8 protein-coding genes, 1 tRNA gene and 2 pseudogenes are annotated in these 12,135 nt (G+C 74.6%); 9 read left to right on the top strand and 2 right to left on the bottom strand.

The features are described 5' to 3' along the window. Nucleotides 1–369 (bottom strand): annotated as a pseudogene (locus tag AB0L40_RS23030) (ribonuclease E/G); the annotation flags it as partial. A 237-nt stretch (nt 370–606) separates the two neighbouring features. Here AB0L40_RS23030 and AB0L40_RS23025 point away from each other — a divergent pair. Together AB0L40_RS23025 and AB0L40_RS23020 are read left to right on the top strand one after the other, a co-directional pair. Further along, complete coding sequence (locus AB0L40_RS23025) at nt 607–1,521, top strand: glycosyltransferase family A protein (protein WP_364360270.1); 915 nt, start codon at nt 607–609, stop codon at nt 1,519–1,521. Nucleotides 1,522–1,618: 97 nt separating this feature from the next. After that, nucleotides 1,619–1,692 (top strand) — tRNA-Asp (locus tag AB0L40_RS23020). Between the two features lie 225 nt (nt 1,693–1,917). Here the strand turns inward: AB0L40_RS23020 and AB0L40_RS23015 are convergent. Further along, the gene (locus AB0L40_RS23015) at nt 1,918–2,640 is read right to left on the bottom strand and encodes a hypothetical protein (RefSeq protein WP_364360267.1); all 723 of its coding nucleotides are present in this window, start codon (nt 2,638–2,640) and stop codon (nt 1,918–1,920) included. 451 nt (nt 2,641–3,091) lie between these two features. Here AB0L40_RS23015 and AB0L40_RS23010 point away from each other — a divergent pair, with 451 nt between their 5' ends. The 7 genes and pseudogenes from AB0L40_RS23010 to AB0L40_RS22980 all read left to right on the top strand — a co-directional run. Beyond that, nucleotides 3,092–4,540, top strand: a complete 1,449-nt coding sequence (locus tag AB0L40_RS23010; RefSeq protein WP_364360264.1) for an MlaD family protein — start codon at nt 3,092–3,094, stop codon at nt 4,538–4,540. Next, the gene (locus AB0L40_RS23005) at nt 4,540–5,928 is read left to right on the top strand and encodes an MlaD family protein (protein WP_364360261.1); all 1,389 of its coding nucleotides are present in this window, start codon (nt 4,540–4,542) and stop codon (nt 5,926–5,928) included. Before AB0L40_RS23010 ends, AB0L40_RS23005 begins: the two co-directional genes overlap by 1 nt. A gap of 17 nt (nt 5,929–5,945) precedes the next feature. Further along, a complete protein-coding gene (locus AB0L40_RS23000) occupies nt 5,946–7,382 on the top strand; it encodes an MlaD family protein (protein ID WP_364360258.1) in 1,437 nt (478 codons plus the stop codon). Further along, on the top strand, nt 7,379–8,926 hold the full coding sequence (locus AB0L40_RS22995) for an MlaD family protein (protein WP_364360255.1): 1,548 nt from the start codon (nt 7,379–7,381) through the stop codon (nt 8,924–8,926). Before AB0L40_RS23000 ends, AB0L40_RS22995 begins: the two co-directional genes overlap by 4 nt. Beyond that, nucleotides 8,923–10,278 carry an MlaD family protein gene (locus AB0L40_RS22990; RefSeq protein WP_364360252.1) on the top strand — a complete coding sequence of 452 codons (1,356 nt, stop codon included), beginning with the start codon at nt 8,923–8,925 and terminating at the stop codon, nt 10,276–10,278. The genes AB0L40_RS22995 and AB0L40_RS22990 overlap by 4 nt, the downstream gene beginning before the upstream one ends. Then, nucleotides 10,275–11,762, top strand: a complete 1,488-nt coding sequence (locus AB0L40_RS22985) for an MlaD family protein (RefSeq protein WP_364360249.1) — start codon at nt 10,275–10,277, stop codon at nt 11,760–11,762. Before AB0L40_RS22990 ends, AB0L40_RS22985 begins: the two co-directional genes overlap by 4 nt. Next, nucleotides 11,759–12,135 (top strand): annotated as a pseudogene (locus tag AB0L40_RS22980) (hypothetical protein); the annotation flags it as partial. The gene AB0L40_RS22985 and the pseudogene AB0L40_RS22980, both read left to right, overlap by 4 nt.

Here is a 12,135-nt window from a genome sequence, read left to right as displayed (position 1 = left end):
GCCCTCGGCCGCCGCGGCGGCGGCGGGCGCCTCGACGGTGGTCGTCGCCGGGGTGATCGGCTCGATCGCGGCGTCGTCGCCCGCGGGGGCGTCGTCCGCGCCCCCCGCGACCGGAGCGTCCGTCGCCGGGTCGCCCACGGCCGGCGTCGCCGGGGTCACGGCCGCCTGCGGGCCGGACGTCGCGGCGTCGACCGACGGGTCACCGCCGTCCGCGGCCGGGCCGTCGGCGTCGGGGGCGTCGGGGGCAGCGGCCTCCGCGGCCGGGGCGGGAGCCTCGGCGTCGGGGGCCTGCGGGGCCGCGGCGTCCTGCGAAGCGCCCGTGGGCACCTGCGGATCGACCTGCGGCTCGGAGTCTTCGGGAGCAACCACGGGACCCGAACGCTACCGCGCCTCCCTCGCGGGCGCAGCCGCCCATGGCCGTGCACGTGCGTGATCGGCGGCACACGGTCCGTCCGACGGGCGGGAACCGCACTCCCGGCCGGCCGTCCGGGGGCCTGCCGGGGCGGATCCGGTCCCACCCGTGCCGGGCTCCCGAGGCCGGTGCCGGCCCACGACCGCGGCCGCCCCGGGTGGGGGTCCCGATGGCCCTGGGATAGCCTCCGGGGCGTGTCCGTCGGCGTCGTGATCCCCGTGCACGGGTTCAGCCCGTACCTCGTGCAGACGCTCGACGCGGTGGCGGGGCAGGACGATCCGCCCGCGGACGTGGTCGTGGTCGACGACGGGTCCCCGCGGCCCGTCGAGCTGCCCGACGACCACGGCGGCCTCGTCCGCGTCGTCCGGCGCGGGGAGCGCGGCGGACCGGGCGCCGCCCGCAACACCGGTATCGCGGCGCTGCACCCGGCCGTCGACCTCGTGGCCTTCTGCGACCACGACGACGTCTGGACGCACGGCTACCTCGCCGCCCACGCGCGGGCCCTCGCGCACCACCCGGACGCGTCGATCCTGACCGGGGACACGATCATCGTCGGCCCCGACGACCGCGTGACCAGCGAGCGCTGGCAGGGCCTGCACCGCGGGGGCCACCGGCCGTCGCTCGTGCTGCCCACGATCTACGAGCGCCATCCGCTCTGCACCTCGGCGACCGTCGTCCGCCGCTCGGCACTGGACGACGTCGGCGGGTTCGACGAGACGTTGCCGCAGGCCGAGGACCTCGACCTCTGGCTCCGGCTCCTCGCGCGCGAGCACGGGCTCGTGTCCGTCCTCGGCGCGACGGTGCGCTACCGCCGCCATCCCTCGGGTCTGACGCACGACCTGGTCCAGCTCGCGGACTCGTTGCTGCGGGTCCACCGCCGCCACGCCGACCGGGTCCGGGAGACCGTCGCCCGCCGGGCCGAGGCGGAGGACCTGCGGGGTCGCGCGGCCGGGCTGTCGCGGATCGGACGCTTCGACGACGCGCGCGCCGCGTACGCCGAGGCCGACGAGCTGCTCCCGCCCCTGCCGGGCGAGCGCCTGCGCGCGGGCGTCCTCGCGGTCCCCGGCCTGCGCTCCCGCGTCGGCCGCCGCCGGCCCTACGGCGTCTGATCGGGGCCCCGGCGCGCGGCCGTGAACGCCCTCGTAGACGGGCGATGCGGACCGCGTCGCGCGTCGCGGCGGTTTCGTGCATACTTCTCGATCCCGAGGGGGCGTAGCTCAGTTGGTTAGAGCGCTGCCCTGTCACGGCAGAGGTCGCGGGTTCGAGTCCCGTCGCTCCCGCTCCCAGGGAATCGGAGCCCCCGCATCGCGGGGGTTTCGTCGTTCCGGGCCCTTCGGCCGGCGGCGGGGCCGTCCGGAACGACCGACGCCCCACCGGGGCCGGCGGGGCGTCAGGGGCGCCGTGCACGGCGCGGGGGCGACGGCCCGTCCCGGCCGCGGGGCCGGGGCGTCCTGCGCCCGGTCGACCGGCCCCGGCCGCCACGCGACCGGGGCCTCAGCCGTGGATCAGGACGTGCACTTCACCGAGGAGGTGAAGACCGCGTCCGCCGTCGTGTTCTGCGACGAGGTGACCTGGAAGGGCCACTTCTTGTCCTTGGGGCAGGACGTCGTGGCGATCCAGTTCTTGGCGGTCGTCTTGATGTTGGCGCTGATCAGCGAGATCGGGGTGCCGGCGACGACCTGGAGCTCCTCGGGGACGGTGAGCGTGAGGCGGTAGCCGCCGTACTTGCCGCCCTTCTTGACCGTGCCGGGGACGGGCAGGTTGACGACGGCCGGGTTGACGAGCTCGGTGTAGAGGAAGACCTTCGAGGCGCCGCCGTTGACGAGGGTGAACTTCGGCTTCGTCTTGGCGGTGTCGGCCCACGCGTCGCCGGTGCCCTTGCCGACGATCGCCTTGGGGCAGACCTTCGAGGGGAGGTCCTCCTCGAGCTTGGCCTGCGTGCACGACGGGAACTTGCCGCCGAGGTAGAGCGAGCCCTTCGGGAAGTCGATGACGACCTTCTGCACGATCGGCTTGTTCTCGCCGTCGGGGCCCGACGTCTTCCAGGTGGCGTTGAAGGAGAGCTTGACCGACTTCGGCTTCTTCTTCGTGCCGGCCTTGGAGGGTGAGACGCCCGGCTTGACCGTGACCGTGGTGACGGCCTCCGGCGCCTGGGCGAACGACGGGGCGACCGCGGCGAGCGAGAGCGCGGCGGCGAGGGCGATGGACGGGACGGCGATTCTGCGCATCAAGGACTGCTCTCCTCGGGGGTGGATGACGGCCCGCGCGAGCCCGTTGCAGGGCGCACCGGAAGGGCGGGCGGGACCGAAGTGCGAGCACCGTACAGGGTCCCCGTGGGGTGTGACGGTGGTCACGGGTCGACTGGACGTTCGTTGGCCGGACGACCCTCCGGGCCGCGTGCGCCGTACCACCGGCGCAGACGGACGGAAACCGAGGGTTTACAAATCGGGGCCCGGTGCTCTGGTTTTCCGTCCAGGGAAATACCCACGGTAGGTTCGTGCCGTCTAGTGTCTTCACGTCGCGTCGGTCCGCAGCAGCGGGACGAGCTGCGCCGAGGCACGAAAGGCACTCCGGAAACCGTCATTTCGACGAGCCCCGGGGCCGATCGGGTCCCAGACCACGAACGTCAGCATCCCGGGCCGGGCGCGGCACCGGAACCAGCAGGACCACCGGTCCGAAGTGCAGCACCGCGCGCCGGTGCCGGCGTCCTCCCGCCGGCCGGGCGGGCGTCGAGGAGCCACCCTGTCCCGTACCCCCACCGCCCCCCGGTCCCGTCCGCTGGTCCCCGTCGCGCTGCTCGGCGCGGTCGTGGTGCTCGTGGTCGTCGGGGCCGTGCTCCTGCTCCGCGGCGACCCATCGCACCCGTACCGGCTGATCTTCCAGAACTCCAGCCAGGTCGTGAAGGGCGGCACGGTGCGGATCGGGGGCACGCAGGTCGGGACGATCAGCTCGATCGACCTGACCGCCGACGACCGCGCCGAGGTGAGGATCACGGTCTCCGGCGACTTCGCGCCGCTGCGCCGCGGCGCCACCGCGGTCGTCCGCTCGCAGGGCACCGCCGGCGTCGCCAGCCGCTACGTCGACGTCAGCCCCGGCTCGGGCCTCGAGCCCGCGCTGCGCGACGGCGCGACGATCCCCGTCGAGCAGACGCAGTCGCAGGTGGAGCTCGACCAGCTCTTCGCGTCCTTCGACGGGCGCACCCGCGCGGGCCTGCAGAAGACGATCCGGGGTTTCGCCCAGTGGTACGCCGGCCGCGAGGTGCAGGGCGGGCAGTCTGCGCAGCGGCTCCCGAAGGCCATGAAGGCGCTGCGCACGTTCGCCGCCGACGTGGACGCCCAGAGCGCGCAGTTCGAGAAGCTCGTCGTCACCAGCAGCCGCGCGATGGGCGCGCTGGCGCAGGAACGCGATCAGCTGACCGGCCTCGTCGGCGGGGCCGCGAAGACCGTCGACGCGATCGGCGCCGACACCCGGGCGCTGAACTCGGCCCTCGCCGACACCCCGCAGATGCTCGCTCAGGGCAGCGATGCGCTGAAGGACCTGCGCGGATCGCTGCCGGACCTGCGCGGCCTCGTGGACGCGTCCGACGTCCCGTCCCGGCGGCTGACCCCGTTCCTGCGGGAGCTGCGGCCGGTCGTCGACGCGGCCGTCCCGGTCTTCCGCGACCTGCGCCAGGTCGTCGACCGTCCCGGCACCGGCAACGACCTGCTCGACGGCCTGAAGGACCTGCCGACGGTCGAGAAGGCGTCGCGCACCGCGTTCCCGGCCGGCACCGCGGCGCTGAAGACCTCGACGCCGATGCTGTCGTTCATCCGGCCCTACGGCCCCGACCTGATGTCGTGGTTCGGGTCCTTCGGGCAGGCCGCCGGCACCTACGACGCCAACGGGCACTACGTCGCCGCGATGCCGGAGTTCGACGCGTACGCCCTGCAGGACGACGCGCAGGGCGGGACGCTCGTGCCGAAGGCGCCGGCCGACCGCGGGCGCAGCGACGCGCTCAGCACGGGCAACCTCAAGCGCTGCCCGGGCTCCGCGTCGGGCGCGCTGCCCGACGGGTCCGGCCCGTTCGTCGACCAGGGCGAGCTCGCCAACGCCGACTGCGATCCCGCAGAGACCCCGGTGGGCAAGTGATGCGCGCTCGCGGCTGGATCGGCTTCGCGGCGGTCGTCGTCGTGGTCGTCGTGCTCGTGTCCGTCGTCGCGTTCGGCCGCGGCGGCAACGACGACGCGACCTCGCACTACCGCGTCCGCGCGGTCTTCGACAACGCCAGCTTCGTGATCCCGGGCGAGGACGTGAAGGTCGCCGGCGTCATCGCCGGGCGGATCGAGGACGTGGACCTCGACGCGCGCAACAAGGCCGTCGTCGTCCTCGACATCACCGACCCGGCCTTCCAGGACTTCCGCGAGGACGCGACCTGCCGGATCGGCCTGCAGTCGCTGATCGGCGAGCAGTACGTCGACTGCAGCCCGACGCAGCGCCGCGGCGAGGGCGTGGTCCAGGCCGCTCCGCTGCGCCCGATCGCGTCGGGACCCGGCAAGGGGCAGCACCCGCTGCCGCTCGGCCGCACCTCGAGCCCCGTCGGCCCCGACCTGCTCGCCGACATCATGCGCGTGCCCCAGCGCGAGCGCCTGCGCCTGATCATCGGGGAGCTCGGCGTCGGCCTCACCGGCAACGGGACGGAGCTGCGCGGCGCGATCGAGCGCGCGAATCCGACGCTGCAGCAGGCCAACCGGCTCGTCGAGATCCTCGCCACGCAGAACGAGACGATCGCGTCGCTGGTCGAGCGCTCCGACGCCGCGCTGGCGCCGCTGGCGGAGCGCGCGGGCGACCTCGCCGCGTTCACAGCGGCGTCGGCGCGGGTCGGCGGCGCGGCCGCCGAGCGGGGCGACGACCTCGAGCGCGACCTGCAGCGGTTCCCCGGCTTCCTCGCGCAGCTGAAGCCGGCGGCGAAGCGGCTCGGCAACCTCGCCGACCAGCTCGGGCCGTCGGTGGCGAACCTCGCCGACCGCGCGCCCGAGCTGAACACGGCGGTCACGCAGCTCGGGCCGTTCGCGAAGGCCGGCACCCCCGCGCTGACGTCGCTCGGCAAGGTCGCCGACCAGGGCCGCGAGACGTTCCCGAAGCTCGACCGCCTGGCGGACCGGCTGCAGGCGACCGGGACGCCGCTGGTGCCGGTGTCCAGCGGGCTCGCCGCGCTCGGCGGGTCGTTCGACCAGACCGGCGGGATCGCCAACATCCTGCGGACGCTCTACTTCTACACGGGCGCGCTGAACGGCAAGGACGCCACGTCGCACTACCAGCGGACGAACGCGTACCTGAGCAACTGCATCACCCGGGTCGCGAAGCCCGTCGGCGGCTGCCAGGCGCAGTTCTCGAAGGACAACACCGGCGCACCCGTGTCGGACGAGGCGGCGTCGCGGGCCGTCTCCTCGAGCACGGACGCCGCACCGGCCACCGGTGACGCGGCCCGCGCCCGCACCGCCCTGAAGACCCTCCTCGGACCGGACACCGATCGATGATCAGCGGCGGACCCCGGATGAAGCGCAGCGCGCTGGCCGCCAACCCCGTCCTGATCGGTGCCGCGACGGTCCTGATCGCGATCGTCGCGGTCGTCCTGGCCTACAACGCCAACAGCGGGCTGCCGTTCGTCAAGACGTACCGGATCAAGGCCGAGGTCCCCGACGCCGCCGGCCTGATCGTCGGCAACGACGTGCGCAAGGGCGGCAGCCGGGTCGGCTTCGTGTCCGCCGTCGTGCCGCGCAGGGGGACCGACGGCAGCCAGGGCGCGACGGTGGAGCTGAAGCTCGACGAGAGCGCCCGGCCGCTTCCCGCCGACAGCCGCGTCGAGATCCGCCCGCGCTCGGTGCTCGGCCTCAAGTACGTCCAGCTGACGCCCGGCAAGGCGACCACGGCGCTGAAGGACGGCCAGACGATCGACCTGCGCTACGCGGGCGCCAAGCCGGTCGAGCTCGACGACCTCTTCGACACGTTCGACACGCCGACCCGCAAGGCGTCGGGCTCGAACCTCGTGGAGTTCGGGACCGCCGTGGCCGGCCGCGGCGACGGGCTCAACCGCGCGATCGTCGGGCTGACCCCGCTGCTGACGCACGCCGAGCCGGCGCTCCGCAACCTCGTCGACCCGGGCACCGGACTGAACCGGCTGTTCCCCGCGTTGCTGCAGGCGGCCGACGAGGTCGCGCCGGTCGCGCAGTCCCAGGCGGACCTCGTCACCGGGCTGCGGCGCACGCTCGGCGGCCTGGACGCGGTGAAGCCGGCGATCCAGGACTCGATCTCCTACGGGCCGCGCGCGCTGAAGGCCGGGACCGAGGAGCTGCCCCGGCAGGCGGCGTTCGTGAACGCGTCGACGGAGCTCTTCCGGCGCCTGCGACCGGCGTTCGCGTCGCTGTCGCACGCCGCGCCGGGGCTCGCCGCGGCGCTGCGCGCCGGCACGCCGGCGCTGCGCCGCTCGCCGGCGCTCAACGGCCGGCTGCAGACGACGCTGCGCGGGCTGCAGACCTTCGGGAACGACGACGTCGCGCTCGGCGGCCTCGCCCAGCTCGGCGCCGCGGCCACCGCCCTGCGGCCCGCGGTCGCCGAGATCGCCCCGGCCCAGACGGTCTGCAACTACGTGACGCTGCTGACGCGCAACCTCGCGAGCGCGCTGTCGGAGTCCGACACGATCGGCAGCGCCCTGCGCGTCGGGATCCTGACGCTCCCGAACGACCCGGACGGCGAGTCCGGCCCGGCGGCGAAGCCCGCGAACGGCCCGGCCCAGGACCTGAAGGCGCCCACGCCCCTCTTCCCGGCCGACAGCCTGCTCCACAGCAACCCCTACCCGCACACGGCCTCGCCGGGGCAGCCCCGCGAGTGCGAGGCCGGCAACGAGGTCTACGTGCCCGGCAAGCAGGTCATCGGCAACACGCCCGCGGGCGAGGGCGTCGTCACCGAGGGCCAGAAGGTGGGCGCGAAGTGAAGCGCCGGAAGATCGTCCCCGGCGCCGGGCGCCAGTCGCGGATCGGGCCCGTCGGCGCCGGCGCGCTGCTGCTGCTCCTCGTCGCGATCGGCTGCTTCTTCGCGTTCACCAAGCGCGTGCCGTTCAAGCACCACTACGAGGTCACCGCGGTCGTGCGGACCTCGAACCTGCTCGCCAAGGGCTCCCCGGTCCGGATCGCGGGCGTCACCGTCGGCACCGTCGTCGGCTCCGGCCGCTACAAGGACGGCGACGACGCCGAGATCCGCCTGCGGCTCACGAGCGACGGTCGCCGCGCGATCCGCCGCGACGCCTCGCTGAAGATCCGCCCGCGGCTCTTCCTCGAGGGCAACTTCTACGTCGACCTGCAGCCCGGCACCCCGGACACCCCGGCGATGCCCGACGGCGGCGTGATCCCCGTGACCCGCACGGCGGTCCCCGTCCAGCTGGACCAGGTGCTCGCCACGCTGCAGACCGACACCCGCAGTGCGCTGCGCGAGACGGTCCACGGCCTCGGCGACGGGCTCGGCAGCACGCCGACCGCCAAGGAGGACGCGTCGCAGGACCCGGACGTCCAGGGCGTCACCGGCGGAGAGGCGCTGAACCGCACGCTGAAGAGCTCCCCGGCCGCGCTGCGCGACGGGACCGCCGTCCTCGGCAGCCTGAGGGGGCAGGCCAACGGGGACCTGTCGCGGGCCATCGCCGGCCTGGGCGACGTCACCGCCGCGCTGGCGCAGGACGAGGGCGCGCTGCGCGGCGTCGTCCGCCACTTCGGTACGACGGTCACCACGACGGGCGACAACGCCGCGGCCCTGCGCCGGACGGTCGCCGAGCTGGCGGGCACCTCGGCCGCCGGCCGGACCGCGTTCGCCCAGCTGCGGCGCGCCCTGCCGCCGACCCGCACCGCCGCCCGCGACCTGACCGTCGCGATGCGCGAGACGCCGGCCACGGTCGACGCGGCCCGCCCCTGGCTGCGGCAGGCCGCGCCGCTGCTGAGCCGGGCCGAGCTCCGCGGCCTGCTGGGCGACGTCCGCCCGACGCTCACCGACGCCGCGCGGCTGACGCACGCCTCCCGCACCTGGGTCCCGGCGGTCGGCGCGTTCGCGACCTGCCTGAACCGCGTCTTCCTGCCGACGGCGATGGTCAAGCTCGACGACGGGCCGCTGTCCTCCGGCGTCGAGAACTACAAGGAGTTCTGGTACGCGGTGGTCGGCCTGGCGGGCGAGGGCCAGTCGTTCGACGGCAACGGCACGAAGCTGCGCCTGCAGACCGTCGGCGGTGCCACGCGGATCAAGACCGGCTACACGAACTACAGCCGCAGCTCGGGCGGCCTGCCGCAGTTCGCCAACATGACGCAGCCGTCGACCGGCACGAGCCCGGCGTTCTCGCCGAAGCTGCCGCCGATCCGCACCGACGTCGCGTGCGCGAAGAACCCCGTGCCGCCGCTCAACGGCAAGGCGTCGCAGGGTCCCGGCGACGGGACCGCGCCGAGCGCGGCCGCCACGGCGATCCCGAACCTCGATCCCGTCCCGGGGCCGGGCCGATGAGGCGCTGGCGCGAGAACGCCCGGCGGCTCGTGACGATGGCGCTCCTGGCGCTCATCGGGCTGGTCGTGGCCGGGTACATCTTCTCCCAGCAGAACGTGAGCTTCCCGTCGTGGGCACCCGGCGGCGTCGCGACGTCCCGCCTGGACGCGCGCTTCACGAGCGCCGCCGGCGTCATGCCCGGGCAGGGCCAGGCCGTCACGATCGCCGGCGTCACCGTCGGCAAGGTCGGCGGCGTGCGGCTGGACCGCGGCCAGGCCGTCGTGCGGCTGGACCTCGAGCGCAAGTACGCCTCGCGCGTGCACCCCGACGCGACGCTGCTGCTGCGCCCGAAGACGCCGCTGAAGGACATGATCGTCGAGCTCGACCCGGGCACCGCGGCGTCGGGTCCGAGCCTGAAGGACGGCGCGGAGCTGTCCGTCGAGGCCACCGAGCCCGACGTCGACTTCGACCAGATCATCGCGATGCTCGACGGCGACACCCGGGCGCAGCTCGCGTCGCTGCTCGGCAACGCCGGCACGGCGATCGGGGGAAGCGGCGGCCGGGCGCTCGCCCGGGCGCTCCGGCGCTTCGAGCCGCTGTCGCGCAGCACCGAGGAGGCCAGCCGGCTGCTGGCGAAGCGCGGCACGATGACGCGCCGGCTGATCACGAACGTCGGCCGGATCACCGGCCAGCTCGGGTCCACCGACGCCCAGCTCGCGGCGTTCGTCAAGCAGAACGACGCGCTCTTCACCCGCTTCGCGAACCAGAACCAGCACCTCGGCGAGACCGTCCGCCTGCTGCCCGACACCCTCCGCACGAGCACCGACGCCCTGCAGAAGGCCGGGCGCCTGTCCGCGACGCTGTCGACCGCGCTGCCCGCCGTGCGCCCCGCGACGAAGGGCCTCGCCGGCAGCCTCCGCGAGGTCCGCCCGTTCCTCCAGGCGACGAAGCCCGTCCTCGAGAAGCAGCTGCGCCCGTTCGCCCGCGACGCCCAGCCGATCGCCCGTCGCCTGCAGCCCGGCGTCCGGCTGACCGCGCAGTCGGCCTCGGGCCTCGACGACTTCACGGGCGTGCTGAACCGCCTGTTCGACGCGATGGCCTACGACCCGCCCGGCGACGGGGTCGGCCAGCAGAGCTACCTCTTCCAGCTGCCGTGGGCGGGCCACAACACGAACTCGGCGCTGTCGACCCAGGACGCCGCCGGCCCGATGCGCCGCTCGATCGTGCAGATCACGTGCGGCGGCCAGGCCCTGCTCAACAACTACACGCGGCCCGGCGCGGTCGCCCTCAGCCCGTACCTGCAGACCCTCATCGATCTGCTGAACCCGCCCCTCCTCGCGGACAACTGCCCGAAGGGGGACCAGACCAAGTGATCAAGCAGGCCCCCACGCTGCCGAAGCTGCTCGTGATGATCGTCTTCGCGCTGTCGAGCTTCGGCGCCCTGCTGTTCCTCTGGGTCTCGTTCGGCGGCGGCGTCCCACTCAAGCCGGTCGGCTACCGGTTCGGCGTGGACATCACCCAGGCGGCGCAGCTGACGCGCCAGTCCGACGTGCGGATCTCCGGCGTCTCGGTCGGCAAGGTCGTCGCGCTGGACCCGAACAGCGACGGGCGGACGCGCGTGACGATCGAGCTGCGCGCGAAGTACGCGCCGATCCCGCGGGCGGCCCGCGCGATGCTGCGCTCGAAGACGCTGCTGGGGGAGACCTACGTCGAGATCGCCCCGAACCGCGCCGCCGGCACGGGCGCGCTGCCCGACGGCGGGACCCTCGCCGCGGGCGCGGTCCAGCCGACGGTCGAGCTCGACGACGTCCTGAAGACCCTGGACCCCAAGACCCGCGCGGCGTTCCGCGTCTGGCAGCAGACGCAGGCCGGGGCCCTGAACGGCAAGGGCGTCGACCTCAACGAGGCGTTCGGCGAGCTGCCGCGCTTCGTCGACGAGATCGACCGGCTCTCGGCGACGCTCGACGCTCAGGGCGCCGCCGTCAAGCAGTCGGTGTCCGGCACCGCTGACGTCTTCGACGCGATCAGCCGTCGCCGCGGCGACCTGCGCACCCTGATGGCCGCGGGCGACCGCGCGTTCTCCGCCATCGGCGACCGCAACCGCCAGCTCGCCGACATCTTCCGGCGCCTGCCGCGGTTCGAGCGCGAGGTCGCGCTCACGCTGCCCCAGGTCACGGCCCTTGGCGACCGGGCTCTTCCGATCGTCCAGCGCCTGCAGCCGGTCGCGACGCAGCTGACGCCCACGTTCGACGCGCTGGACCGCCTGAGCCCGGACCTGCAAGGGCTGATGCAACGGCTCGGGCCGGTCATCACGGCGTCGAAGGCGGGCCTGCCCGCGTTCGACCGGGTCCTGGACCGCCTGCCGACCGTGCTCGGCGCGCTGACGCCGTTCACCCGCACCGCCGACCCGCTGCTGCGCCAGATCAGCACCGGGCGCCGCGAGTTCACGTCGTTCCTGGGCAACGTGACCGCCGCGACGAACGCCCGCCAGCGCGGCGTGGACGTTCGTTACCTGCGCGTCGGGGCGAGCTTCGGCCCGCAGGGACTGGCCTATCAGCCGCGGCTCCTGGGCCAGGCCCGCCGAAACGCCTACCGCGTTCCGGGGGGAGGTGCGGGTCTTGCCGGGGGCCTTCCGGTGCTCGACGCCGTAGGCTGCAGCAGTGGCGATCCCGCCCAGCCGACCGGGCTGGACGCACCCGTCGCCGAGCGACTGTTGACCAACGTGTTCCGCACACCCGGCCGCGACGTGGCCCGTCCCGCCTGCGCGACCCAGGGCCCCTGGCCCGGGTTCGGCACGCTGTTCCCGCAGCTCACGGCCGATCCCGCCGTCGCTCCCGCCTCCGGAGACTCCCGATGAACCGATCATCCCGCCGCGGGCGCCGCCCCGCGACCGGCGCGGGCGTCCTCGCGGCCGCGGTCACCGCCGGACTCCTCGGCGCCGGCGCCGGCGCCGTGCCCGCCGACGCCGACGTCCTCACGCCGGCCACGACCACCAGCGCCGTCGAGCCGACGACCACGACCGCCCCGACGCCGCCGGCCGACGGGACCGCGCCGCCCACGACGACCACGGCCCCGCCGGCGACGACGACCACGGCCGACTCCGCCGCGAGCAAGGCCGTCCGGGAGGACGACAGCGTCGGAGGCGACAGCGGGGGATCGGGCCGCGCCGCCGAGCAGCAGGCCGCCCGCGCCGCCGCCCGCCGCGAGGCCCGTGAGAAGCGCGCCGCCGC

The sequence above is a fragment of the Patulibacter sp. NPDC049589 genome (assembly GCF_040675535.1).
In the GTDB taxonomy this organism is placed as follows: Bacteria; Actinomycetota; Thermoleophilia; order Solirubrobacterales; family Solirubrobacteraceae; genus Patulibacter.
The sequence above is the reverse complement of the archived record's forward strand: the minus strand, read 5'-3'. Positions and strand labels throughout refer to the sequence as shown.

What these genes read in the sequence shown, in the direction of transcription:
- AB0L40_RS23015 (WP_364360267.1), bottom strand. Translation starts at nt 2,640, where the DNA reads ATGCGCAGAATCGCCGTCCCGTCCATCGCCCTCGCCGCCGCGCTCTCG.
- AB0L40_RS23000 (WP_364360258.1), top strand. Translation starts at nt 5,946, where the DNA reads ATGAAGCGCAGCGCGCTGGCCGCCAACCCCGTCCTGATCGGTGCCGCG.
- AB0L40_RS22990 (WP_364360252.1), top strand. Translation starts at nt 8,923, where the DNA reads ATGAGGCGCTGGCGCGAGAACGCCCGGCGGCTCGTGACGATGGCGCTC.
- AB0L40_RS23005 (WP_364360261.1), top strand. Translation starts at nt 4,540, where the DNA reads ATGCGCGCTCGCGGCTGGATCGGCTTCGCGGCGGTCGTCGTCGTGGTC.